Consider the following 25,630-nt stretch of genomic DNA (forward strand, 5'->3'; position numbering starts at 1 on the left):
TATCCCACCATGTACATACCTTAATTGCATGGTGGAATCAGCAAGGCTGCAAAAATATTAGATAATCTGCTACCAGATGGAGAGGGGTATCCATGAAGAAAAAGAAGAAAGACCATCAATTTCTGGCTGAAAGGATTGTTCAGCTGGTCGGTGGGACGGGTAATATCGAAAATGTCATTCATTGCGTCACACGGCTGCGTTTCTACTTGAAAGACGAGTCGCTTGCCGACACGGAAGCAATAGAAGAATTGGAAGGCGTCATGGGTGTGGCGCAGGCAGGCGGGCAGTATCAGATCATCGTCGGGCCCGCAGTGGATGACATCTATAAGACCCTCAGCCCGTTCCTTTCGACTGCAGATGATGGATTGCCGGAAGAGTCGCCTGAAGACCATTCAGACGATAAAGGGCTGGATAAAATCGGGCGTGCAGTCAATAATTTCATCGGCATCATCACCGGTTCCGTCATGCCGATCATCAACATATTGGCCGCAGCAGGCATCATAAAGGGGCTGCTTGCGGTATTGACGAGCACCAACCTCATCACTGATTCAGGAACGGCTTACCTCATCATCAATGCCATGGCGGATGCCGTATTCTATTTCCTTCCTGTACTGGTCGGCTTCAATGCTGCAAAACGACTCGATGGCAACCCGCTGCTGACTGCCGTCATCGGCGGTCTCATCATCCATCCGACGATACTTGAAGCAGCTAATGATGGCATGAATATCTTTACGATGGGCGGATTCGACTTCCCGTTCGTCACTTATACTTACTCGATTTTTCCAATGATACTGGCGGCCTGGTTCGTCAAGAAGATGGAGGACTGGCTGAAGGGTTGGGTGTCTGCCTATATCCAGGCCATCTTCATCCCGATTGTCATCATTGGAACAGTCGGGGCATTGACACTGGTCATTACAGGGCCGATCCTGGTCGGATTTTCAACATTATTGGCGGATGGCCTGCAAGCTCTGCTCAGCCTCAATGCACCACTCTTCGGCGGAGTGATCAATGCTTTCTACCAATTACTTGTCGTCTTCGGCCTGCATTGGGGAATCATCCCCGTCTACGTCAATGATTTTGCGACACTCGGCTACAGCTACTTTTCCGCGATCATCAGCATGACGATAGTGGGGCAGGGAGGCGCCGCATTGGCAGTAGCCGTCAAATCGAAGAAGAAGAATATAAAGGAACTCGGTTATGCCGGTGCTTTCTCAGCCTTCTGCGGCATTACCGAACCAGCAATATACGGCATCAATCTGCGCTTCCGCAGACCTTTCATCTGCGCCAGCATAGGAAGTGCCGTCGGAGGTGTCCTGACCGGTATATTCAGCATCAATATGTGGAGCATCATCGGTTCCCTGATTGGCCTGCCTTCTTTCATCGACCCAGAGAACGGCATCACCGCCAATTTCTGGTATGCGATCCTGGTCACTGCGATTACACTCTTCGTCTCCTTTGGTCTGACCTATGTATGGGGCTACAGCGATAAGATGGAGATGCGTCAGAAGAAGAATAAGCCTAAAAATCCTGCGAAGGCCAATATAACCGGGTGAATATGAAGAAGAAAGGATGGGAAGACATGATTGCATATGTATGGGCGGAGGATGAAGATAAAGTCATCGGCAGAGACGGCAAATTGCCGTGGCACCTGCCGGCGGATATGGCCTTTTTCAAGAAAGTCACACTGCAAGGCGATATCGTAATGGGGCGCAGAACTTATGAGACCATACCAAAAAGGCCGCTCCCAGGGCGGCGCAACATCGTATTGACAAGCAACCAGGATTACGAGGCGCCTGGAGCGCTGGTGGTCCATTCAAAGGAAGACGCTTTAGCTCTCGGGAAAGAATATGGTGACGATCTATACATCATCGGCGGTGCCTCGCTGTTTAAGATGTTTGAAGAGGATGTGGACATCCTGTACCGCACCCGTATCCATGCACATTTTAAAGGGGATACGCATTTCCCGCAGGACTTCGGTTATGGGAAATTTGAGTGTATCCGAAGTGAAGCGGGGCCAGTGGACGATAAAAATAAGTATGCCCACACTTATGAAGTGTGGCGTCGGAAAAACAGATAGATCAAGGCTTTTCAAAAAAGAAAGCATCATATCGTAAAAAGCGAAAAAACACCATCAGATTCCAGTATGAGAAAATTTCGAACATATCAATTGTCTTTTAGATTTTGAGCGGCAGTAAACACTTGGTCGGTTGTAAAGTTAAGCTGTACAGATAAAAAGGTTCCACATGATATACTCAAAATGGTTTTCCAACAAATGAAAACATTAAAAAAACCTGATATATACGGAAGGGGCAATTACTGTGCATAAGATCCTTGTAGTGGATGATGAGCCATCCATTGTTACATTGATAAAATTCAATTTGGAAAAGGCTGGATACATAGTGATTACAGCGGAAGATGGTCGACAGGGGTTGGATCTTTCTTTAACTGAAAAGCCCGACCTGATTGTACTGGATCTGATGCTACCGGGAATGGATGGAATGGATGTCTGCAAAACACTCAGGCAAGAAAAGGTCGAGACACCCATCCTGATGCTCACAGCAAAGGATGAAGAGTTCGATAAAATTCTAGGTCTGGAGCTCGGCGCCGATGACTATATGACGAAGCCTTTCAGTCCAAGGGAGGTGGTGGCGCGCGTCAAGGCGATTCTCCGCAGGACCCAGATACAGGAGCCCCCTGCCGATGCAGCTACAGTGATCAAGCTCGGTACACTAGAAATACATACCGACACCTACGATGTCTATGTCCGCGGCGAACAGCTCGTACTGACCCCAAAGGAGTACGAACTGCTCCTCTACCTTTCAAACAATAAGAACAAGGTCCTGAGCCGCGACCAGCTGCTGAATGGAGTTTGGGACTTCCACTATGATGGGGATACGCGGATCGTTGATGTCCATATAAGTCATCTGCGCGAGAAGATCGAGGCTGATCCGAAACGTCCTGTCTACATCCGGACCATCAGAGGGTTCGGCTACAAGCTCGAGGCTCCTTCAGAATGAAGCGTCTATGGTTCAGGATTGCATCCGCCTTCTTCATCCTGATTCTCCTCCTGACCGTCATCCTGTGGTTCATCCTTGCAGCACTGCTGAAGAATGCCTATACAGATGTGACCCGCGATCATCTCATCGAAAATGCACAGATGGTCACACAGCTCATCAGCGCCTCGGAAAGCTATGATGAACGTGAACAGCTGCAAGAACTCATCAAGAACTTTGAGCAGCCGATTCAGATGCGCTTTACAGTTGTGGATACCGAAGGTGTCGTACTTGCCGACTCCGAAAATGACCCTGAAAAAATGAACAATCATTTCGACCGTCCTGAAATACAGGATGTGCTTCAGCAGAATGAGACATTCGGAGAATCGATACGCCACAGTACAACGCAGGACTTCAATATGATGTATGTCGCCCTGCCACTCGTTTCTGAAGGGGAGACTGTAGGAGCAGTCAGGAGCTCCCTGTCCCTAGGCATCATTGATGATGCCATGGACCAGCTAAGGTTCAGCCTGTCTATTGCCCTTGGTCTGATGTTCCTGATGGCCGCCATTGCGACCACCATGCTTGCAAGGAGCATCACACGACCGATCGACACCATCATGAATGTCACTTCCCGCCTGAGAAGGAAGGACTACAGCAGCCGGGTGAGCACGGAGGCAAAAGGTGAAATCGGCGACCTCTCCCAGTCCATCAATGCGCTTGCTGCAAGTCTGCAGAGCCAGATGAAGGAGATAGAGGAGAATGAACAGCAGCTTACGAGCATCATCTCTAATATGGTGAGTGGTGTCATGCTCGTCAACCAGGACGGGAAGGTCACATTGATGAATGCATCGATGGAAAAGTTCCTTTCCCAGCATAAGGATAACCTGATCGGCCAGCCCTATGAGAAAGTCGGTGAACGATTCGCCCTCAGTCCGCATATACATGCCGTCTTTGAAACCAATGAGAAGGTCCACGAAGAAGTCCACTCTTATTATCCGCATGAACGCATCATGGATGCCCACCTTGCCCCCTACTATGGCCAAGGATGGCAGCAGTGTGGCGTCATCATCGTCCTCCATGACATTACGGAGATAAGGAGACTTGAAAAGATGCGCAGTGACTTTGTGGCCAATGTCTCGCATGAATTGAAGACACCAGTCACTTCGGTCAGGGGGTTCTCCGAGACGCTGATGAGCGGGGAAGTGACCGATGAAGAAACCACTCAGCAGTTCCTCAAGATCATACACGATGAAAGCCAGCGGCTCGATCGCCTGATCAGGGACCTTCTGAACCTCTCCAAAATAGAGAAGCAGGAGATGCCTCTGAACCTCGAGCCTCTAAACCTGACGGCACTCGCCCATGAGGTTTCCGTTACACTGCAGGGGGCCATCGAAGAGAAGAAGACACGGCTGGCCCTTCCAGATCCATCAAGGGATGTATATCTGGAGGGGGATGAAGACCGTCTCAGACAAATCATACTCAATCTGGTGGGAAATGGCATTAACTACACTGCCGAAGGTGGGGCTGTCAAGTTATCACTGAAGGAGGATACGAATAACGTCCGCCTGATTATAGAGGATGATGGCATCGGCATCCCTGAAGAGAGCCTCCCACGCATATTCGAGCGCTTCTATCGTGTTGACCGGGCACGTTCCCGCCACTCCGGCGGCACAGGCCTCGGCCTTGCCATAGTCAAACACCTGATAGAATCTCACCACGGTGAAATAGAGGTCGAAAGCCGTGAAGGCGAAGGCACGACCTTCATCGTGACGCTGCCGAAAAAGCAGGAAGACAGCTAACAGCCTGTGTGCGGATTCCGGCCAAAGCACGTAAAAATAAAAAGCCTCTGCTTTCTTCTGAGATGCACCCCTAAAGTTGAATTCCAAAGTTCAACGTTAGGGGTGTTTTTATATGCATAGAAAATACTTAATAGGTTCTAAGCTGAATGTGATTCAAAATACTTAAATGGTGACCTGGGGTTCGGCTTTGGTGTTTTTTTCATATTTACACAATCTTTACAAACTATTCATTTCAAATTTACATTCATCCGATAGAGTAGGGCTTGTAGGAAATACAACACTTAATTTATTGGAGGAGTTCGGGTAATGAAAAAGAGTATCTTTATGGCTGCATTGCTGATGAGCCTAGTATTCATTCTGGCAGCGTGCGGAGGGGGCAATGCAAGTGATCCATCTGAAGGAAGCACAGGGGACGGAAGCGGAGATGGTTCCGAAGCCAGTACAGATGCAGAAGCTTCTGCATCAGGCAGCATCTCCGGCGACGGATCTTCAACAGTAGCCCCGATTCTTGAACTGATAAACGAAGATTTCAACGCTGAGTACCCAGAAGTCCAGGTTTCCATCGGTGTCTCCGGTACAGGTGGCGGTTTTGAGAAGTTTGTAGCCGGTGAGACGGACTTTCAGAACGCATCCCGTGAAATCAAGGAAGAGGAAGTTTCTGAGCTGGAAAAGGCAGGCATCGACTTTACAGAATTTAAAGTTGCGAATGACGGCCTGACGGTTGCAGTCAATACGGAGAATGATTTCGTCGACTACCTGACTTTCGAAGAGCTGCAGACGATCTACAATGGCGAAGCTGAAACTTGGAGCGATGTCCGTGATGAATTCCCTGATGAAGAAATAACAGCTTATGCACCGGACCAGTCACACGGCACACACGACTTCTTCAAGGAAGCGGTCATGGAAGATGGCGATATCACAGCTGAATTGAACCAGGACACGAACGTCATCTCCCAATCCGTGGCAAGCAGCGAAGGTGCGATTGGATTCTTCGGATATAACTACTACATGGTGAACCAGGAAAATCTGAAAGGTGTTCCGATTCAAGGTACGGAAAGTGAAGAGCCTGTTGAAGTCAAAGAAGAGACTGTCATGAGCTATGAATATCCGTTGTCACGTCCACTGTTTGTATACGCCAAGGATGAATCCTTTGAAAATAACGAATCGTTCATGCAGTTCATGGAATACACTCTGAACAATGCTTCATCTGCAGCGGAAGAGGCAGGATATGTTGCACTGACTGAAGATGAAATGAAGGAACAGAAGGACAAGCTCGAAGCATTCAAGTAGGTATTTGGCACAATAAAAGCAACTGGACGGGAAGTCCCCGTCCAGTTTAAAGCATTTTGAAACGAGGTTCATTATGAGTGATTATAATATTCGTGAAATGATAGACAATAAAAAGGGCAGACGGAGTACAGTCTTTATGGAGAAGGCAGTGCCGATCATCTTACTTCTCATCACGTCGGTATCCGTATTGACGACCATAGGTATCCTTATAACATTACTGTCAGAGACGGTAATGTTCTTCACCCGGGTCTCCCCGGTGGAATTCCTGACTTCGACCGAATGGTCTGCGTTCAGCTCTGACCCTGAGTGGGGTATTTTTGCCCTGATCATGGGAACTATGAAAATCACTGTGATTGCAGTCGCTTTTGCAGTACCGATTGGCCTTGGGGCTGCCATATATTTAAGTGAATATGCAAGCGATCGGGTGCGCCGGGTAATCAAGCCGATACTCGAAATCCTTGCCGGCATACCGACTGTCGTTTATGGGTTTTTCGCCTTGACTTTCGTCACTCCTCTGATCAGGGGCGTATGGCCTGAAGTCAACCTTTTCAACGCAATCAGTCCAGGTCTCGTCGTCGGAGTGATGATCATACCGATGATTGCAAGCCTGAGTGAGGATGCGATGAGCTCCGTTCCGAATACCATTCGGGAAGGGGCACTCGGTCTCGGCTCTACAAGACTCGAGACGGTGTTCAAGGTTGTCCTGCCTGCTGCCGTTTCGGGCATCATGGCCTCGATTGTCCTTGCGGTTTCCCGGGCAATCGGCGAGACGATGATCGTTTCGATTGCAGCAGGGAGTACTCCCAATGCAAGCCTGAACATCATGGAGTCCCTACAGACGATGACGGGCTTCATCGTTCAAGTAGCCTCGGGCGACGCCACTTACGGCAGTGACGTCTACTTCAGCCTCTACGCCGTCGGCATGACGCTTTTTGTCTTCACACTGCTGATGAATGTGATGGCACAATGGTTCTCACGGAAATTCAGGGAGGAATATTAAGATGGAATTGATCGATAAAAAGTCTATAGGAAAGAGATTGAATGGAAGGCTGATGCTCAACAAGGTGCTGAAGTACATCTTCCTCCTGTGCACCCTGGTGGGACTGGTCGTTTTGGCAACCTTGTTGATCGATACTATCATCGACGGGTGGAGCTACTTGACGGCTGACTTTTTCACGAACTTCAGCTCGAGCCGTCCTGAGAATGCAGGCATCAGAGGCGCACTTATCGGTACATTATGGCTGATGGGCACTACAGCGCCCATCGCAATCATCCTTTCTGTAGGTACAGCCCTTTATCTGGAAGAATATGCACCCAAAAATAAGCTTACCGGCTTCATAAAGATAAACATCTCGAATCTCGCTGGGGTACCATCGGTTGTGTTCGGTCTACTCGGCCTTACGCTGTTCGTCAGAATGGCCGGACTCGGGAATTCCGTCCTTGCGGCCGCACTGACGATGTCGCTTATGATCCTGCCCGTCATCGTTGTGGCTTCCCAAGAGGCCATCCGGTCGGTTCCATCTTCCATACGTGAAGCATCCATTGGCATGGGGGCGACAAAATGGCAGACGATTACCCGAATCATACTTCCCGCCTCATTACCGGGGATCATCACAGGAATAATTTTGTCACTTTCCCGCGCAATCGGGGAAACGGCTCCCCTCGTCGTCATCGGCATACCGACGATTCTGCTGTTTACACCGACAAGTGTATTCGATACATTCTCAGCGCTGCCGATGCAGATATTCTCGTGGGTCAAAATGCCCAATCCAGAATTCCAGTCCATTACAGCGGCAGCGATACTCGTGCTTCTGTTCATCCTGTTCCTGATGAACTCCGTAGCAGTTTATATAAGGAATAAATACTCTAAGCGTTTTTAATCTGGAGGCTTTAATATGACTTTGACAAAAGTAAAAGAGGAAAAAGATATGATAATAAATGACCCAATAACCCAGAGCAGGCCTGCAGGTATCAAACCAGTTGAGCAGTCCCAACCGGTATTCCAGACAAAGGACTTCAACCTGTGGTATGGGGACAATCATGCCCTGCAGAATATCAACCTTGACTTCAACAGGAATGAAATCTCCGCAATCATCGGTCCTTCAGGGTGCGGTAAATCGACTTTCATTAAAGCTCTGAACCGCATGGTGGAACTCGTGCCCATCGTCCGGACCGAAGGGGATATACTCTACAGGGATCAGAGCATCTTCGATAAATCGCTGACTGTGGAGGAACTGCGCACAAAAGTGGGGATGGTATTCCAGAAGCCGAATCCATTCCCGAAATCCATCTACGACAATGTCGCATACGGCGCACGTGTTCATGGGATCCGCAACAAAAAGGTACTGGATCAGGTGGTGGAGAAAAGTCTTAAGGGTGCTGCCATATGGGATGAAGTGAAGGACAGACTGAGCGATAACGCCTATGGGCTTTCCGGCGGCCAACAGCAGAGAATCTGCATCGCCCGCGCGTTGGCGATTGAGCCGGATGTCATTCTGATGGATGAACCGACAAGTGCACTCGACCCGATTTCCACAACCAAAATCGAAGATTTGATGCAGGAGCTGAAGAAGGACTACAGCATCATCATCGTGACACACAATATGCAGCAGGCAGCTAGAATATCAGATCGCACGGCGTTCTTCTACCAGGGTCATGTCATTGAATATAACCGGACGAACGTCATCTTCGAGAAGCCGAAGGATCAGCGTACCGAAGACTATGTTTCCGGAAGGTTTGGATGATGGTCTACCGTGGAAAGTTTTCCGATGAGATGGAAAGGCTCTATGGCAATGTAAACACACTCGGCCACGAGTGCTACAATCGGCTGAGGGGGAGCACGGACATCCTTTCAAGTCAAAATACGGAGTATGCCAGAAAACTCGTGGCAGATGATTTCAGGATCAACAGGTTGGAAGAGGAGATCAACACACAGGCCATAAATCTGATAACTACCCAACAGCCTGTAGCCACCGACCTCAGGCTCATCATCTCTAGCATCAAAGTGGCGGATGATCTCGAACGGATCAGCGACAACATCAGCAACCTTGGAGAGGTGAGGAAGCGGGTACGCATTACGAATGAAAGATTGCTGTTGCGCCTGTCCACGATGGAAAACCTCGCACTGTTGATGCTGGCAGATGTAAAAACCGCCTATGACACAGAAAATATTGAACTCTGTACTGAAATCATCATGCGGGATGAAGACATCGATGCACTCTTCGTCCAGATCACCACATCAGACATCTTTGAGGAGACCGATGCCTTCCTGACAGGCCAAAGCCAATTGTGTGCAAAATACCTGGAACGCATCGGAGATCATATAAAAAATATGGCGGAACATGTCTTCTATGTACTGACAGGTGACAAACATGAAAGCGGAAAGCAGATGAAATAGGCCCTGGAATCCTCCAGGGTCTATTTCTATGCGATAATTTCAGGTTATGGTTTTTCTTTGGTACACCGAATATCTGCCTATCACAAAAGAACCCCCTCCAGGTCTACAGATGTGTTATTTCATCTGTAGACCTGGAGGGGGTTAGTTCAATTCTATGCAATTGCTTTTTGGCTTATTTCATCTCATTTTCATACAGCCGGTAGATGTTTTCACACGCTTTACCGCCTTGGATGTCTTTTTCAGTAAGCTGCTTTTTGGAGAAAGTGGTCCATGATACAGTAACTGCGGTATGGTTGATTACAATCTTAGGGTGGTGTTGGACACTTTCTGCATAGATGCCGATTTTTTCGACGAAGGAGATGGCATCCAGATAGCGGTCGAATTTGAAGGTTCGTTTGATTTTTTCATCTTCCAGCGTCCAGTCATGCAGTTTCTCGACTTCGGCTTTAACATCACTCATCATGACGCCTCCTTATAGATAGTACTACAATGTATCTACCCTGGAAGGGGCGGTGACAACCATCGTTATACTGCCTACTGGTCTTTACGTGGCACCGGATAGAACCCTTTTTTTAGCTGCTGCCACAGGGGTTCCGGCAAGTCATGCATGTCTGCTCTGTCCGGATCGAACACATTTGTAATCTGATCTTCTTTGCCATGTGCAATCTTATGGACGAATTCATGGTCAAGCAGAAGCACACGGCCCAGGCCAAGCAGATCGACACGCCCGGTCTTGATTGCGTCCGCTGCCTGATCCGCTTCGAATATGGAACCGATGCCGATCAATGGCATGCGCCCATCGATCCATTCATGGAGTAGGTCAATACGCCTCATGCCTTCATATTTACCCGTACGCACTGTGGAATGGACATCGAATAATGAGGCGTGGAGATAATCCAGAGGTTTGGTGATGAGTTTCTGGATCAGCGTTTTGGTGATTTCCATGTCGATCCCCGGATCAGCCGGTTCTTCTGGTGAAAATCTGTAGCCGACGATGAAATCTTCACTGCCATGTTCTTTGGCTGCCTGGATGACTTCATCAACCACTGCCAGCGGGAAGCGGTAGCGGTCCTCACCCCATTGATCTGTACGCCTATTGAAGTGGGGGGAGACGAACTGGTGGATGATGTAGTGGTTCGCGCCGTGGATTTCAACGCCGTCGAAGCCTGCCTCTACCGCACGACGCGTCGCTTCTCCGAATGCTTTTATCGTCGATTCGATTTCATCGGGTGTAATTTCCCGCGCGTCGTGGGGTTCCTTTTCGTTGAAGCTTTGCATGGTGATTGCGCTTGGTGCAGCTGCGTCACCTTCAGGCGTCAACTCGGGTAGAGCTTGGGCGCCGCCATGGTGGATCTGCAGAATTGCTTTCGCGCCGCCAGCCTTCATTGCTTCTGCAAGACGTGACATGCCTGCGATATCAGAATCGCGGGCGATTGACGGCTGGCCTGGGAACGCTTTGCCGAGTCCCGTGACGTTCGATGCAGCTGTTAGGGCCAGACCGACATCTTTGGAGCGTTTACGGAGATATTCGATTTCAGCCTCTGATACCGTACCATCCGCATTTGAAGAAATATGCGTGAGGGGGGCGAGGACGAATCTATTCCTCAGTGCGGTGCCGTTCGGCAACTGCACCGTTTCGAACAATGGTTCATATGTTTTGGTCATCATATAAGTTTCCTCCAGATTCTACTCTTTGTTGCAACAAAACATACTATACAAGTCGAATTTATATTTATCAATTCATCTGTTCAGTTGTCAGGTGGACTTCTCGATATGCAGTAATTATGTGGATAAAGGGTATAGTATGGTGACAAGCATGAGAGGAAGGGGAGGAACAGGATGGAAGCACTTCAGGAGATATTGTATAAACGGCTCAAAAAGATCAAACAAGCATATAGAGACTACGAGAATAATCCGTATAATCCGGCATTGGTGCATGAATTGCGTGTAGATACCAGAAAATTGAGGAGCGTCATCCATTTCCTTAAACATGCATTCGGCGAAAAGGAATACAATCGTATCAATCGGGAATTGAAATCATTCGCAAAGACTTACGGCCGGCTTAGGGAACTGGATGTACTTACGGAAGTGTGCAGTACAATCGCATTGAGGCAGCCGGATTTAAGTGAGCATTATTACGATATGTTCAAATATCTGCGGGAAGAACGCAATAGGGAAATGAAGCGGACATTCAATAAAACGAATATTGAAGCATTCAATGGAATGCTCGAATCCGTCGAGCAGGCAATCGATATGTTGTCCATCGAAATGGATACAAGTATTGAGGATTACATCACTGACAGGCTCAAAACGAAAAAAACTGTCCTCATCAAAGAATATGAAGAATTGGATATGACCGATTACAATGCAGTGCATGACGTCAGGAAGCGAGCGAAGAAGTTGAGATACTCTGCCCGTTATTTAAGGCCATTGACAGGAAAGAAGCATAAGAAGACCATTAAAAGGATGAAGAAGATCCAGAATGCGTTGGGCAATTACACGGATGCCCATGTCAACGCCGAACTGCTCGATGAATTGGGTGCCAAAATGAAAAATGAGGAATTGAAGAAGCTGTTTGCTTATATGGGCAGGATAGAGAATCAGTCTAAATGACTTTAGAGAGAGCGAATTGTGCAGTCAAAATAAAGGGGGGAATCCGATGTTCGGATTCCCCCCTTTATTTTATTGCTGCTTCTTAGACGCTTCTTCACGCAGTTCATTATAGTACAGCACGCTTGTCATCGCGCCTTCGTCGACCATGTTGGCATCATGCTCTTCGTCTGGCTTGCCCAACTGGATGGTATAAGGGTCATCCGTCCAGGTGCTGGCTTTCCTGATGACCTTGTCTACACCTCGTTTGACCGTTTTCTGGTTTTCTTCCTTCGATAGATAGGCAGCTCCTGCCAGAATCCCCGCTGCACCAATCAACTTTGTAACTTTCCCCATGAAATATCCTTCCTTTCCATTTGAGAAAATGACTGTACTTCTCATCCAATATTTGTTAATTCTATTATCTCATAATTGTCTGTAAAATGGAAATATAGCGAATCTTTTCTGATGTGTCGACAACTACAACAGCGGTTATGCATGAAATGGGATAGTGAAAAGTTACAATCAGGTCTCGGTTTCGATATAATGTAGGTGAGGCATAAAATATATCGGGGGGGATTCGTTTATGGAAGAATGGCTGACAAGTTTAAAGACAGAGACACCGCAGCAGGGATTCGATCCGGCAGTGAGGTTGGCACGTAAGGGCGTAGGGCTGACGCGGAAGTACGCAAGAAACTGCGCCCGGTCTACGCAGAAGATGCAGACAGTCTCACAATGGCATCCCAGGTGATTGCGATCCATTACCAGACGATTGCTGCTGCCAATGATTATTGGAAATGAGCATAAAAGAGTCTAAAAGGCGCATACATCGTATGCGCCTTTTAAGAGGTCGTACTATGTCGTTTTACCTTGAGCACTCTGAGTCTGGGTGGAAGAAGTGGGCCTGAGAAAAGAGCGGAGTGCATCGTAATGGGTTTTGGCATCTTCCCAGCCGAGTTGATAAAGAGCTTCAAGCCGCTCTTTCTTCCGTTCGGCCCGGCCCACCTTCAAATCCACGGAAGGGCTGAGGACGAAGGCTGCACCATGCTTCTCCTGTCTATATACATAATGGAGCGATTCGTTATAGAAACGGTAGCGGGTAGCAAGCCTGTCGCTGATTGCCGGATGATTTTTATATTTGATGAGTTTCGATATCCGGCCCGGCTTTTTATAGTATCCCCTCGGTTTGGTCAGGATGACGACATTTTTAGGGAAACCATCATTTTCCGACTTTTTGATCGGAATCGAATCGGAGATGCCGCCATCCAGCAGTTCGCGGCCTTCAAATTCTACACGCGAGGCAACGAAGGGCAGAGAACTGGAAGCCCTCAGAAGTGTGGCGATGGATGAAGTGTCGTAGTCCTCTTTTTTGAAGTAGGCAGGTTCACCGGTCTCGCAATCGGTTGCGACGATGACAAACTCTTCCGGTTCCTGCATCAATGTCTCCACATCAAAGGGAACAAGCGTATTGGGTATTTCATCGAATATGAAGTCCATGCCGAACAGTTCGCGTTTTTTAATGGAGTTCGATAATGACATATAGCGTTTGTCATCCATATAGTCCAGGTTCACTTTGCGATTGCGGTCCTCCTGGCGCGCCAGATATGAGGCGCCCATACAAGCCCCTGCAGAAACCCCGATGACATAAGGAAAGTAGAGCCCCCGGCTCATGAAATATTCCAATACCCCGGCTGTATACAATCCACGCATACCGCCACCTTCAAGCACCAATCCTGTATCCGTCATAAAAGCGATCCCACCTATTTATTAAATGTTTCAAGCATATAATAAGCCATTCTATCAGATAGCAGCCTCTCATGTAAGAGGCCATAAGGGTAAGGAATGTAATATGATACACTTGAATGACTATAATCATGGAGGGTCTGGTATGCGTGAATGGAACATAACAGCGATAGTCCTTGGACTGACTTGGGTGATTGCCTCCTATTCAGTGATTCGAATAATACTTGCCTCCTCGCCTGGCGCTTTTTCAGTGGTTTTTGTAGTATCCATTATAATCCTACCACCGATTTTGATAAGTACACTGTTCGAAAATATTCTGAAATATGATTTTTTCAACAAGGATTATAAGTCGGATAGAAAAAATAAATAGCTGAGACGTCCACTCCGACGTCATATCTCCATCAGAAATAAAGATAGACGTTTTAAGAATGGAGTCACGGGTATACTTTGAATGAGCCGAACGGATATGAAAATATCCATATCGCGGTACTCGCAAATTGTAACGAGGAGGAATGGAAAATGCGTAAGATTGAAGCGCTCCCTACAGAACAAGATGTAAAACAGAGACTTGATGAACTTAAAGCAGAAGGCGTCGCAGAAGAGGATATTACACTCGTCTCCAACCGCGACCTGCAAGCTGGAGGTGCATTCAGTGCCTATTCCGGCGTCAATATCAAACATTCTACCGGGAGTACTTGGGACAAAGTGATGTCATTCTTCACTGGGGATGATCCTGAAGATCAGACACTCAACAGCATGAACCTGTCCTCGGCAGAAGAACGTGAATACCGGGATGCATTGGATGCAGATAAAATTCTACTCCATGTATCAGATGAAGGCAGCAGAAACGATACAGCTCGAAGTGACATGAATAGAAATGATGCAGCTTACGGTAGCGGCACTGTAGGTGCTGCGGGAGCGGGCCTTACACCTGGCGTCGATCGCGAAGATGATAACCTGGGTGACAAGCCTGGTGCCGGATTCGATGCAGACCGCAAAGACCGGAATCATGACGATGAAGCCACCATGGAACTGCGTGAAGAACGTCTCAATGTCGAAAAAGATAATGTGCAGACAGGTGAAGTCAACGTAGATAAACATGTCGAGACTGAACGTCAGGAATTCGAAGTGCCTGTCGAGCGTGAAGAAGTGACAGTTGAAAGACGCAAAGTGGATGACGGGCGTCCAGCCGACGGTGATTTCACAGACAGTGATGAATCCGTCCGCGTGCCAGTCAATGAAGAACGCGTCAATGTCGATAAAGAGAGCGTAGTATCCGAAGAAGTCGTCATCAAAAAAGATAAAGTCAAAGATACTGAACATGTTTCTGAAGATGTGCGCCATGAAGATGTCGACATCCAGGAAGACACAGAAGACCGCGGACTGGATAGGGATCGCGGCTTGGATAAAGACTTGGACAGAGATAGAGCAGATGGAAGACAGTCCGATTTTGACTACGATGACAACAAAGGAAGAAACGACAGAATATAATAAGAGAAATCACGGCCCTGGGGCATTGCTCTTGGGCCGTATTTTTTGTATAACGTAGTGACTATACTTATATTCTGGAACTTATTAGGGCATACTCGCCAATGCGGAGTCTACTCTCTAGCGACTTGAGAATCAAATTGTCATATACATGTGCCGCTTCAACATACAGATAACCGTTGATTGTTTTCGCAAGGACATTTAAGCTTAAAACATATAAGGACTGAATTTTATATTAATTACATTACAAGGGGGACTGTTTATGAAAATGCTGAAGCTCATTTTAACCTTCATTTTGGGAATGATTATTGCATTTATTTTGATTGCATTGTTCGGTAACCCTCTGATGTAGGATATAGGATGGCCTAAAATGTCTTATATTTCATCAATAGGCAATATGGTTATGGATATTTTGAAGAAAGGGATGGAGATATCATGAAGGTTTCAATCATTGGTGCCGGGAACGGCGGAATTACTGCAGCTGCAGATCTTACTGATAGGGGGTTCGAGGTTTCATTGTTCGGCGCGACGGGGTTCACAGATGATTTGTCAGCAATCGAAAAGAATGGAGGCATCACCCTGAAGGACGATAAGGGAGAGCGTCTTATGCCGTTTTCCAACGTCACTGCAGACATTGAAAGAGCAGTTGCGGGAGCGGATGTCATCATGCTGACCGTGCCTGGTTTTGCGGTTGAGAACATAGCGGAGCAGCTTGCGCCAGTGGTTACGGAAAAACAGGTGATACTGATCAATGGTGCAGGCGCGATGGGGGCTGGCAGATTTGTGAATAGGGCCCGACAGCTTGGCATCGACAAGTCATTCAACATTGCCGAGACCAATTCGCTTACATATGGCACGCAGGCGTTCCCGGAAGCGGCACGGGTCGAAGTCTCCCTGTACGTCAAAAAAGTATTCCTTGCTGCATACCCGAGCTCGAAGACAGATGAACTGCTGGATGTCTGTTCACAATTGTATGACTGCCTTGTGCCGGCTGAAAGCAGCTGGCATGCAGCATTGGAGAATGGCAATCCTGAAGTGCATCCTGGTCCTGCTCTATTGAATGCGGGCAGGATTGATTATTCGGAAGGCGAATTCTGGCTGTATAAGGAAGGGATCACCGAGCATACAGTCAAACTGCTGAAGGCGGTCGAGGATGAACGGATGGCGATCGGCAAGGCATTTGGATATCACTTGGAAGATGCGACAGAGAGTAGGGCGAACCGGGGTTACTTCGAGGATGATGGCCGGACACTCAAAGAACTGTTCAATACGAGCGAGGTGTACTCCAATATAAAAGGGCCGGTTTCCATAAACTCCAGATATTTTACCGAAGATATTTCAAGTGGCCTCGTATTATGGTCAGGGATGGCGAAAGCAGCTGGTGTTGCAACCCCGAACATTGATGCCATCATCACTTTAGGCTCGACCTTGCTTGATGAAGATTTTTACGAAAGTGGACTTACCTTGGACAGCCTTGGCTTTTCAGGACAATCAGCAGAAGAGCTGATCAGGAGTGTATAAAATAACGCAACAGATAAAGGAGCAGGATATATGAAGCGTGCACCAACATTTTTCGAATCCATATCATGTTTTATAATTTTAGGTTTGGTCGTCGGAGTCGGATTCGGCTACTTCGGCATCCCGATCCAGCCGTTGCTGCTGGTTGCAGCAGCCTATGCAGCACTCATCGCGCTGCGTGTCGGATTGTCGTGGAGGGAGATGGAAGAGGGCATCATCCTCCGGCTCAAAACGGCGATGCCGGCAATATTCATTTTGTTTTCTGTCGGCATCATCATTGGCACTTGGATCTACGCCGGCACAGTGCCGATGATGATCTACTACGGTCTGCAGATGATCAATCCGACCTATTTTCTTGTCACGGCCTTCGTCATTGTGGCGGTAGTATCCGTCGCCACCGGTACGGCCTGGGGATCCACAGCGACTGCAGGTGTCGCTCTGATGGGGATTGCGGCTGAATTGGATGTCTCCTTGGCCATGGCCGCAGGTGCGGTCATCTCCGGTGGTGTATTTGGCGATAAACTATCCCCGCTGTCGGATACGACCAATCTTGCGCCCCTTGTCGTCGAAGTTAACCTCTTTGATCACATCAAGCATATGCTCTGGACGACGGTACCGGCATCAATCGTCGGGCTCACCGTGTGGTTCTTCGTAGGGGTCAATACGGAGTATGGTTCACCGTCTGCCGACAATGTGCAAGGATTACTGGGTGAGTTGGATATGGTCTACAATTGGAACCTGTTCATGCTCATTCCGTTCATCATCATTTTATGGGGGGCTTTCACCCAAAAACCTGTTGTGCCGATGATGCTTTTGTCGTCGCTGGTAGCGGTCTTCATCGGGATGTTCTCCAACGGCTTCGCACTCGTCGATGGGTTTACTGCGATGGCGAACGGCTTCAGTACTGATATGATAAAAGCATCAGGCTTCGATGCGGCAGCTTTGTCCGAAAACGCGACGACGCTGATTGCGCGCGGCGGAATATTTTCCATGACGACGATTGTAGTGACGATCTTTTGTGGGTATGCTTTCGCCGGCATCGTTGAGGCGGCAGGCTGCCTGGATAAGATCCTCGAGAGTTTTTCACGCCTCATCCACTCCACATGGCAGCTGGTGGGTGTGACGATACTCGGCAGTGCAATCATTGTATTCACAGCCGGTGTCGCTTCGATCTCCATTATCATGGTGGGTGTGCTCCTGCAGGATGCGTATGCCAAGCAGGGGTTGCATGCCAAAAACTTGTCGCGGACACTAGAGGATTCAGGCACCATGCTGCTGCCATTCGTACCGTGGGGCGTCTCCGGCATCTACTACTGGGAGATTCTCGGCGTGAGTGTCGCAGATTATTGGATCTGGGCAATTCCCTGCTACTTATGTGTCGTATTCGCAATGATCAATGCCAAGACCGGCATCGGCATTGCGAAAGCGGACGATCAGGCCACTGCTGGATCGCGTTAGGAATGACACAATCAAAAGGCGCCATCTAATATTTTAGATGGCGCCTTTTAGTATTAACATTAGTATAGGATGAAGACGAGCAACATGATGATCGGGATGGCCGGCAGCATATTGGCCACCCGGTTGTTGACGATACCGAGCAGCCTGATGCCGATGGCGATGATCATGATGCCGCCGACCCCGGTTATCTGGGCGATGAACTGCGCCATCATTTCAGGCGGGATGAAGCGGTCGATCTGGGCTGCAAACAGGGTGATGGATCCTTGGAACAAAAACACCGGTAGGGCAGAAAATATGATGCCGATGCCGAGTGTCGAGGTGAGGAAGATGGAGAAGATTCCATCTATCAACGACTTTGTGAACAGCAGCGTATGATCGCCACGCAGGCCACTGTCCAATGCCCCGACGATGCCGACCGCACCGACGACATAGACGAGCGTCGCTGTGACGAACGCCGCCGCCACACCACCTTCTTTCGCGCCGGTCTTCGTTTCCAGCCAGACGCCGAAGTGGTTCATCTTTTCTTCAATCTGCCATTTCTCCCCAAGCATGGCGCCGAACGCTATACTGATTACGACAATGATGAGGCGTTTGCTCTCCATGGCCATATCAATGCCCAGGACGATGACTGTAATGGATAGCCCCTAGATGATGGTGGTTTTCATATTCTCGTTGATGTTGCGCCAGAACAGTCCGATGAAGCTTCCGGTGATGATGGCCAGTACGTTTACGGCGGAGCCGAGCAGAGACAGCATGTAATTTCCTCATTTCATTGATGTAAAGCGGCTTGAGCGCCATTTTGTTAATTCGTATAATTATATTATTCTAGGAATTGAATGTCAAAAGGATTTTAGCTGAAGTGAATAAAGGAAGCGGTTAGAAATGAGCGGAAGGGAGGAGACAACGATGCCGACTTGCCAAAATTGTGGTAGTAAATGGAGTTGGAAGCAGACCTTTAAGCGGTCGTTTATATTAATCGGTGGAATGATTTGTCCATATTGTGGGGAGAAACAGTACCTTACAGCACAGATGAGAAAAAGAAGCACCCTAATTATGCCTATAGTGATTTTTTTAATTTTGTTAGGTAATCTTTTCTTTGGATCTTCTTATATTGTCTTATTCGCCATTTTAGTCGTAATGCCTCTAGCAGCTATAATATATCCTTTTTTTGTTGAACTATCGAATGAAGAGGAACATCCATTTTGAGGTGTTTTATATTTTTGGGATTGGAATTGACAGCTTGATTTTAAAATAAAGGGTTCTTTTTCCATCTATTCATTTACACAAGATATTTTACGCTCTTACTAAAAGATATAAATAGAAGTAAATATAATATATACAAAGGCAGCAAGAAATAAGATGCTTATTTTCTTGTATCCTTTTATGTAGTCATCAATTGCGATTGTCAGGAATAGCATGGCCATCGCTATAAAGGCCCACGGCATCAATTGATTGTTATCGGTGATTAGTACCCACAAAGAAAATGTAGCAGTGATACCTGCAAAGATGAGTCTCAATATGAAAAGCATAGAATACTCCTTTTTTAATGTTGATGAGAAATTATTTCTCGTGGATGGTTTGAGCAAAATAGAAAAATGCCTTTGTTCCAATTTTGCGAAGGTATATATCAACAACTCTATAACATAAGAAAGCGAAAGGATATACTTTATGACGAATGAAAATAAGAAAGCTTGGTTAAATTTGGCGTTACCTATTATATATACGTGTGTATTATTCTTTGTTCCTGAAATAATGGATGATTTTGTGAAATTCATCATTACTCTATTTATTGTTGTTATCATTCAGTTTTATTTCACGAAATTTTTGAATAAGAAATTTCCATCTAGTGATGATTTAAAGGATTGAGATTTAAATATTCTACACGTTCTTATGGATTCCAAATTGTATCTTCTATTAATATTTTATACATAAAAAACACTTGCCACAAGTATTTGTTTCAAAACTCTAAAGCATGGTAAGAGATAATTAATAATAAAAGGGGGATTTTGACTATGCAAACGTTATTCTTCTTTGGTGGATTGGTATTTTTATTCCTTCTAGGTGCCGGAATCTTCAGTACAAGCATTTATACTCTCGGTAAAATTATTCTCAACAGATAATATTCAATTAAACAATTTTCGTGGGACGGAATCGAAAAAAACCTAATAATTCAAGTGTTGTCGGTAACGGAAGCCGTAAGGTCTCTGTCCACCGGCTTTTTTTATTTATTCAGGTGGTTTTACCAAACAGTTTCTTGACATAGTAAAGAATGCACACGGTATGGAACTATCGAAAAATGGTTAAAAGTAATACTAGACCATTTCCTTTCATAGTAAAATTTCCGGAGCATTCAATGAATGTGGTAATTTAAAGAATATTATGATAAGTTAATATCTGATGTGAAATTTAAGGGGAGAGGGGTATGGAAATGGATAAAAATTAAGGAGGAAGGTGCTGGTCGCGAGTCTGGTCGGGTCATCGATCGAATGGTTTGATTTCTTCCTGTATGCGGCAGTGGCCACAATCGTCTTCAACAACCAGTTCTTCGTAACCGATGATCCAGTCGTTTCGACGATGTTTGCCTACATATGGACAGATCGGCCTTATGGCACCGATTCTGCTGATGGTGCTCCGGCTCATCCAAGGCCTTGGCATACACGAGCTTTTTCATATTGACGGGACTGTTGTCGCCGGAAGCGTTTGAGACATGGGGGTGGCGTGTGCCGTTCGTGTTGAGTCTGCTGCTGGTCGGGTTCGGCCTGTGGATCCGTAAGGATCTGGACGAGACGCCTGCTTTCCAGGAAGCGAAGAAGACACAATCCGTACAGAAGCTACCTTTGATCGAAACATTCAAGCGTCATCCGAAAGAAGTACTGATCACTTCATGTGCAAAGTTCGTTGAAACGGGGCCTTTCTATATATTCACTACATTCATCGTCGGATATGGGACCAGTCAACTTGATGTATCGTTTGAATTTATGATGATATCAATCGTCATCGCGGTATTCCTGACGACGCTCATGATACCGGTGATGGGAAAGCTATCCGATAAGGTGGGGCGCCGCAAGATGTTTTTGATCGGTTCATTTACCATGTTGGTCTATGCGTTCCCGTATTTCCTGATCGTCAACACGCCCGAACCGATACTTGTCATCATCGCAACTCTGATCGGTCTCACCGTAATCTGGCCACCGATCACCGCGGTGCTTGGCACGATGTTCTCTGAAGCATTCAGCCGGGAGGTGCGCTATACCGGTGTGACAATCGGGTATCAGATCGGCGCGGCACTGGCAGGGGGCTCTGCACCATTGATTGTCCAGTTCCTGATGAACCAGTTCAACGGCTCGAGTGTGCCCGTATCACTCTACATTATATTTACGGCAGTCGTATCGATGACGGCAGTATGGGCGATAAAAGGCGTCCAGGCGCAGGATCTCGAATACGCACAGGGCCAGGCTCAACAGATAGGGGTAGGGCGTAATGCCCCGACCCATGTTTCCAAGCGGGATTTGCCCCACTTCCTTTTTATCTTTATGGATATGGATGGCATCTTCCACAATGCCCGCTTCTGTCAATCGTTCAGCCAGACCGAACTGCCGGTAGAATTCGAGCGTCCGTGCATGGACGGCGATCGCTCTTGAAGTCGAGCCCGGGGCTTTATCTTGTTCGATGATGCGGAAAGGGACGTTATGCTTCTCGAGACCGACGGCGAGCGCAAGCCCCGTCGGCCCCGCACCGACGATCAATACTGGTGTTGTCATATATCTCACCTCCATTGGATGAGGGGTGTTAAACCACTATACCCATTCTGTCTTGCAATCGACCTAAAAAGTTATATAAAAACAGCACCCCGGGGCTAACCCCCAGAGGTGCTGCGTCTATTTTATACGAACGAACTGCCAAGGACACTGTTGACATCATTCACCACGACAAACGCATTTTCATCATATTTCTTGATGAGCCGTTTGAGGCGGGTCAGTTTGTTTTTGTTGATGACGACGTAGAGGATGTCGTTCTCCTCGCGGGCATAGAATCCTTTGCCGCTCATCATCGTCACGCCGCGGCCGATTTCACTGTTGATCAGCCTGCCGAGCATTTCGGGATGCTTGGAGATGATGGTGATGGCCTTTTTAGGATTCATCCCTTCTATGATGAAGTCCATCACCTTCACCGCGATATACATGGCCACGATGGTCAACAGTACTTTTTCGACCGACAGGACCGTCAAGCTGAGCAGGATGACCACGAGGTCAAATGCGAGGACGGCATTTGCGATCTTTACATCCAGATATTTGTGGGCGATCCGGCCCAGTATCGCAGACCCCGCCGTCGTCGCGCCGATCCGTATGACGAGGCCGTTCCCCATCCCGATGAACAGGCCGCCGAAGATGACGTTCAGCATCACTTCATCCGTCTGAAGTGTGATCGGCTCAGTCAGCCCGAGGAAGAACGACATCAGGATGACGGCGAATATCGTGTAGTACATCGCCCGTCTTGAAAGGTATCTGAAGCCCACCAGAAGCAGGATGCCATTCAGTACCAAAGTCGAAATGGCCGGCGAAATGTCAAATGCATACAGGAGTATGATGGCCAGGCCCGTGACGCCACCTTCCCCAAGGTTGCCCGAAATCATGAAGGCATTGACGCCTACAGAAAAAAGGAACGAACCGATGATCACAGCAGCGATGTTCAACAACGTCTGCACCGTGAAGACCGGTGACATGAATAACCGCATCTTCTCGAAATTCATTTTCCCCAATTTTTTAAGACCTATCATATTAACCCTCCTTTTGTATGCCACTTGAATAGCACCGATTCATAATACTAGATAATGATGGCATATTACAACTCTTTTGCTATTAGTCCTAATAAACAGAAATCTATCTACTTGAACCCACGGCTGGCAAGGGGTTTGGGGGATTATTAAGGTAAGCGTTTTCCCGAAAAAACGGGGATTTTTAATGCTGTGCAAGGAGAATGGAAGTGCGATGAAATTATATGCAGAGGTGAGGTGGAACGATAAAAATGTTGCATAATGGAGAAGGGATATAAGAGAAAATTAAAGGATATAATGTGATAGTGTATAAGTAAAAGACTGATTTCTATAAAAATTTCATGAATGGTAAAATAAAGATGAGAAGGTAATACTTATTTGTACATGAGGTGATCGATATGAACAGTAGAATTATTCAACTGGCCATCCCTACGGATGATGATGCCTTGGAATACCTAAAGACGACACGCGATGATGGTGATGTTAAAGTAACCGCAATCACGGCAAAAACCCTTTACCCCGATAAGATAAAAAGCAATAAAAATTTCGTATGTCCAACCGCTGGATGCACCGCCCCGCTCACTTGCCGTTCAATCAAAGAGATACATGTCAATCAGCCAACGTTTGTGGATCAATCAAGGGTGATCAATCTACATACAATAGACTGTAAGCACCATCCCGACAATAGGGGCAAAGAAGAAGCAAAATCCAGGGAAAGCGAAAGCTATGCCAGCCATTTTTCAAGTGGGCGGACGATTTCCAGTCTGTCACGGTTAAATGGATTCGCACCACCGACCACTTACAGCACCAAAAACAATGTCAGTGGCACGAGTCGGGTAAAGAGTGGGAATAGTTTGCAGGCAGATGGGGAGGGAGAAAAATCTAAAAAGAAGAAAGGGGTCATGCACCGACTAAGTACATTACAGCAACATGCAGAACTTTATGTTGATGACCCGGACTTTCGCATCATCAACCAAAGTGTTGGTGATGCCATCCCAATCCGTGAAATGTTTACAGGCATCGAGGACAATGTCCTCCACGCCGACCAGCATCTCAAGGAGACACTGACGATTTATACTGGTAGAGCCTATTTGGCGGAGACACGCAATGAGTTGGTGATCGCTGTAAGATTTAAAAATAAAGTCAGAGTTGAAGGTAGGGGATATCGGCCTTCTATGATCATTTCGAGAGAATATTTCAAGGAAGAGTACGATGATATATACGAGGCATTCATAAATGGTGAACAATATGAATTCGATGTATTCACAACCTTGCCATTTTTACTGAATGATGAATACCTTAACTTCTCCTCCTATATAGTATCAAAGCAAATCAACCCATTCGGCGATGAATTGTATAGTAATTTCTATATCAGATAATTGATTTTCATAGCAATTAATTTTTCCTAAAATTAAGCTAAAAGCCCCCATAAAGTTGAATTTTTGAGTTCAACCTTATGGGGGCTCTCAATATAAAATGGAAGGAAACTCTTAAAATATGAAGCATGATAAAGCACTCATCAATTATTATCCTCGAATATCTCATTAGTGATGACGACTCCAGAATCGACCAGTAACGATGCAAACTCCTTGTTTGACACCACTCTGATAATCACATTGCTGTCATCCTATTTCTTAATTTCATTTCTTCTTCCTTCATACTCTCTTCGAAATTCTTAAAATCAAGCGCTTGGCTTGGGATTCGAATGCCTGATTTAATTATATTTATTCTAGGTTCTCTTATTGAAACTTTCTCTACGCCGCTTAATAAGAACAATGTTTTATCTTGATTATTATTTAATGTTTCCTGGAAAGGATAGATGAAATACCCTTCAGTTGCTTCAAAGCGATGCATGTAAGCGACTAGCTGTAAGTAGTCTCGGCCATGAATGTTTCTATTAGGCTTGTACTTAGCATTTGCGACTCTCGGTTGCATCTCATCCCTACTTATAAAATCGGGGTAAATCAGTCCATTGCCGGCATTGAAGAGATAATGGCGTCCAAGGCCTTTCGTATTTTGCGGGTGCAGAAATTGATCTCCGATTATTGTATTTACATACTCCTCAAACAACCAAGCCCCGTCAAATAGGATGCCATAGACTTCATTATTTGAGTGCTTCCTGAAATGAGAGGATTGTATTCTCAGTATCGCAATGCACAATCTCTGTAAAGCTTGATATTCAAAGAAATATCCGTGCCGTATTGGTTTCCTGATGTTCTGATGGATAATCTTCGACATATGCTCGAAATCAAATTGCAGTGAATTTTCTTCAATGACGCGTATATTTTCTTTTGTAGTGTCATTCATGTAGAGGACTTTTCTCAAGTCACGTCTTCTTTTAATGAATTCTATCGTATATCTGATCAAATGGATCATATGGTTTTCATGACTGAATTCCCGTGTATTATAGGCCACTTTCCCTAAAAAAGGGGTGTTCTTTTTTAAGTGTCTTTTGAAATCAATGGTACCTTTGATGTTAGTGTCATTATGATGATGCACTTTATATTCGGTTCTCCCCAGTGAAGTGTGTTGATTTCTTCCTCTAACGTAGGATCTCTTTTTATTTCTAAGCTGGGGG

The 25,630-nt window shown here is 46.6% G+C and carries 25 protein-coding genes and 2 pseudogenes; 19 read left to right on the forward strand and 8 right to left on the reverse strand.

The genetic code is table 11. The features are described 5' to 3' along the window. Window positions 1–92 precede the first annotated feature (92 nt). The 9 genes from ACFFLE_RS03240 to phoU all read left to right on the forward strand — a co-directional run bounded on the left by ACFFLE_RS03240 (window position 93) and on the right by phoU (window position 9,482). Window positions 93–1,553, forward strand: coding sequence for a PTS transporter subunit EIIC (locus tag ACFFLE_RS03240; RefSeq protein ID WP_380569730.1), 1,461 nt, complete (start codon window positions 93–95; stop codon window positions 1,551–1,553). 26 nt (window positions 1,554–1,579) lie between these two features. Next, entirely contained in the window at window positions 1,580–2,077 is a 498-nt protein-coding gene (locus ACFFLE_RS03245) for a dihydrofolate reductase (RefSeq protein ID WP_380569731.1), read from the forward strand. 241 nt (window positions 2,078–2,318) lie between these two features. Continuing rightward, window positions 2,319–3,017 (forward strand): response regulator transcription factor, encoded by a 699-nt coding sequence (locus ACFFLE_RS03250; protein ID WP_380569732.1) that lies wholly within the window; start codon window positions 2,319–2,321, stop codon window positions 3,015–3,017. After that, window positions 3,014–4,795 (forward strand): two-component system histidine kinase PnpS, encoded by a 1,782-nt coding sequence (gene pnpS, locus ACFFLE_RS03255; protein ID WP_380569733.1) that lies wholly within the window; start codon window positions 3,014–3,016, stop codon window positions 4,793–4,795. Before ACFFLE_RS03250 ends, pnpS begins: the two co-directional genes overlap by 4 nt. 306 nt (window positions 4,796–5,101) lie before the next feature. Continuing rightward, entirely contained in the window at window positions 5,102–6,085 is a 984-nt protein-coding gene (locus ACFFLE_RS03260; RefSeq protein ID WP_380569734.1) for a phosphate ABC transporter substrate-binding protein PstS family protein, read from the forward strand. Between the two features lie 70 nt (window positions 6,086–6,155). Continuing rightward, entirely contained in the window at window positions 6,156–7,085 is a 930-nt protein-coding gene (pstC, locus tag ACFFLE_RS03265; RefSeq protein ID WP_344701843.1) for a phosphate ABC transporter permease subunit PstC, read from the forward strand. 1 nt (window position 7,086) lies between these two features. Continuing rightward, on the forward strand, window positions 7,087–7,965 hold the full coding sequence (gene pstA / locus ACFFLE_RS03270; protein ID WP_344701800.1) for a phosphate ABC transporter permease PstA: 879 nt from the start codon (window positions 7,087–7,089) through the stop codon (window positions 7,963–7,965). Window positions 7,966–7,980: 15 nt separating this feature from the next. Beyond that, entirely contained in the window at window positions 7,981–8,829 is an 849-nt protein-coding gene (gene pstB / locus ACFFLE_RS03275) for a phosphate ABC transporter ATP-binding protein PstB (RefSeq protein WP_380569735.1), read from the forward strand. Beyond that, window positions 8,826–9,482, forward strand: coding sequence for a phosphate signaling complex protein PhoU (gene phoU / locus ACFFLE_RS03280; RefSeq protein ID WP_344701796.1), 657 nt, complete (start codon window positions 8,826–8,828; stop codon window positions 9,480–9,482). Before pstB ends, phoU begins: the two co-directional genes overlap by 4 nt. Window positions 9,483–9,654: 172 nt before the next feature. Here phoU and ACFFLE_RS03285 read toward each other — a convergent pair whose 3' ends face one another. Beyond that, the gene (locus tag ACFFLE_RS03285) at window positions 9,655–9,942 is read right to left on the reverse strand and encodes a 4a-hydroxytetrahydrobiopterin dehydratase (RefSeq protein ID WP_380569736.1); all 288 of its coding nucleotides are present in this window, start codon (window positions 9,940–9,942) and stop codon (window positions 9,655–9,657) included. Between the two features lie 74 nt (window positions 9,943–10,016). Beyond that, complete coding sequence (locus ACFFLE_RS03290) at window positions 10,017–11,147, reverse strand: NADH-dependent flavin oxidoreductase (protein ID WP_344701841.1); 1,131 nt, start codon at window positions 11,145–11,147, stop codon at window positions 10,017–10,019. A 174-nt stretch (window positions 11,148–11,321) separates the two neighbouring features. Between ACFFLE_RS03290 and ACFFLE_RS03295 the strand changes: the two genes are divergently transcribed. After that, window positions 11,322–12,095 (forward strand): CHAD domain-containing protein, encoded by a 774-nt coding sequence (locus tag ACFFLE_RS03295; protein WP_344701792.1) that lies wholly within the window; start codon window positions 11,322–11,324, stop codon window positions 12,093–12,095. A 69-nt stretch (window positions 12,096–12,164) separates the two neighbouring features. On the opposite strand, the gene ACFFLE_RS03300 is transcribed toward ACFFLE_RS03295, so the two are convergent. Continuing rightward, window positions 12,165–12,428 carry a YbyB family protein gene (locus ACFFLE_RS03300; protein WP_344701790.1) on the reverse strand — a complete coding sequence of 88 codons (264 nt, stop codon included), beginning with the start codon at window positions 12,426–12,428 and terminating at the stop codon, window positions 12,165–12,167. Window positions 12,429–12,657: 229 nt separating this feature from the next. On the opposite strand from ACFFLE_RS03300, the pseudogene ACFFLE_RS03305 reads away from it, so the two are divergent. Continuing rightward, a pseudogene (locus tag ACFFLE_RS03305) lies at window positions 12,658–12,872 on the forward strand (hexameric tyrosine-coordinated heme protein). A gap of 54 nt (window positions 12,873–12,926) precedes the next feature. Here ACFFLE_RS03305 and ACFFLE_RS03310 read toward each other — a convergent pair. After that, complete coding sequence (locus ACFFLE_RS03310; RefSeq protein WP_344701786.1) at window positions 12,927–13,817, reverse strand: patatin-like phospholipase family protein; 891 nt, start codon at window positions 13,815–13,817, stop codon at window positions 12,927–12,929. A gap of 142 nt (window positions 13,818–13,959) precedes the next feature. Between ACFFLE_RS03310 and ACFFLE_RS03315 the strand changes: the two genes are divergently transcribed. From ACFFLE_RS03315 to nhaC, 4 genes are all read left to right on the forward strand, one after another. Further along, window positions 13,960–14,184, forward strand: a complete 225-nt coding sequence (locus tag ACFFLE_RS03315; protein WP_344701784.1) for a hypothetical protein — start codon at window positions 13,960–13,962, stop codon at window positions 14,182–14,184. A gap of 149 nt (window positions 14,185–14,333) precedes the next feature. Continuing rightward, on the forward strand, window positions 14,334–15,305 hold the full coding sequence (locus ACFFLE_RS03320; RefSeq protein ID WP_380569737.1) for a YsnF/AvaK domain-containing protein: 972 nt from the start codon (window positions 14,334–14,336) through the stop codon (window positions 15,303–15,305). A 432-nt stretch (window positions 15,306–15,737) separates the two neighbouring features. Next, window positions 15,738–16,823 carry an NAD/NADP octopine/nopaline dehydrogenase family protein gene (locus ACFFLE_RS03325; RefSeq protein WP_380569738.1) on the forward strand — a complete coding sequence of 362 codons (1,086 nt, stop codon included), beginning with the start codon at window positions 15,738–15,740 and terminating at the stop codon, window positions 16,821–16,823. Window positions 16,824–16,853: 30 nt separating this feature from the next. Further along, window positions 16,854–18,278, forward strand: a complete 1,425-nt coding sequence (gene nhaC, locus ACFFLE_RS03330; protein ID WP_344701779.1) for a Na+/H+ antiporter NhaC — start codon at window positions 16,854–16,856, stop codon at window positions 18,276–18,278. A 59-nt stretch (window positions 18,279–18,337) separates the two neighbouring features. On the opposite strand, the gene ACFFLE_RS03335 is transcribed toward nhaC, so the two are convergent. After that, window positions 18,338–18,913, reverse strand: coding sequence for a DUF554 domain-containing protein (locus ACFFLE_RS03335; protein ID WP_380569744.1), 576 nt, complete (start codon window positions 18,911–18,913; stop codon window positions 18,338–18,340). Window positions 18,914–19,184: 271 nt separating this feature from the next. Here ACFFLE_RS03335 and ACFFLE_RS03340 point away from each other — a divergent pair, with 271 nt between their 5' ends. The 3 genes from ACFFLE_RS03340 to ACFFLE_RS03350 all read left to right on the forward strand — a co-directional run bounded on the left by ACFFLE_RS03340 (window position 19,185) and on the right by ACFFLE_RS03350 (window position 21,919). Then, window positions 19,185–19,484 (forward strand): TIGR04104 family putative zinc finger protein, encoded by a 300-nt coding sequence (locus tag ACFFLE_RS03340; RefSeq protein WP_380569739.1) that lies wholly within the window; start codon window positions 19,185–19,187, stop codon window positions 19,482–19,484. 1,245 nt (window positions 19,485–20,729) lie between these two features. Further along, entirely contained in the window at window positions 20,730–20,954 is a 225-nt protein-coding gene (locus ACFFLE_RS03345) for a hypothetical protein (protein WP_380569740.1), read from the forward strand. Between the two features lie 305 nt (window positions 20,955–21,259). Further along, a complete protein-coding gene (locus ACFFLE_RS03350) occupies window positions 21,260–21,919 on the forward strand; it encodes an MFS transporter (protein WP_380569745.1) in 660 nt (219 codons plus the stop codon). Here the strand turns inward: ACFFLE_RS03350 and ACFFLE_RS03355 are convergent. Then, window positions 21,860–22,054 (reverse strand): annotated as a pseudogene (locus ACFFLE_RS03355) (FAD-dependent oxidoreductase); the annotation flags it as partial. The gene ACFFLE_RS03350 and the pseudogene ACFFLE_RS03355 overlap by 60 nt on opposite strands. Window positions 22,055–22,161: 107 nt before the next feature. After that, window positions 22,162–23,013 (reverse strand): YitT family protein, encoded by an 852-nt coding sequence (locus ACFFLE_RS03360; RefSeq protein WP_380569746.1) that lies wholly within the window; start codon window positions 23,011–23,013, stop codon window positions 22,162–22,164. A gap of 437 nt (window positions 23,014–23,450) precedes the next feature. Between ACFFLE_RS03360 and ACFFLE_RS03365 the strand changes: the two genes are divergently transcribed. Then, window positions 23,451–24,431: a hypothetical protein gene (locus tag ACFFLE_RS03365; protein WP_380569741.1), complete on the forward strand. Its 981-nt coding sequence runs from the start codon at window positions 23,451–23,453 to the stop codon at window positions 24,429–24,431. 232 nt (window positions 24,432–24,663) lie between these two features. Here the strand turns inward: ACFFLE_RS03365 and ACFFLE_RS03370 are convergent. Beyond that, window positions 24,664–25,630: 5-methylcytosine restriction system specificity protein McrC (locus ACFFLE_RS03370; protein WP_380569742.1), on the reverse strand; the 967-nt coding region annotated here is incomplete at its 5' end.

The sequence above is a fragment of the Salinicoccus siamensis genome (assembly GCF_042429615.1).
Taxonomy (GTDB): Bacteria; Bacillota; Bacilli; order Staphylococcales; family Salinicoccaceae; genus Salinicoccus; species Salinicoccus siamensis.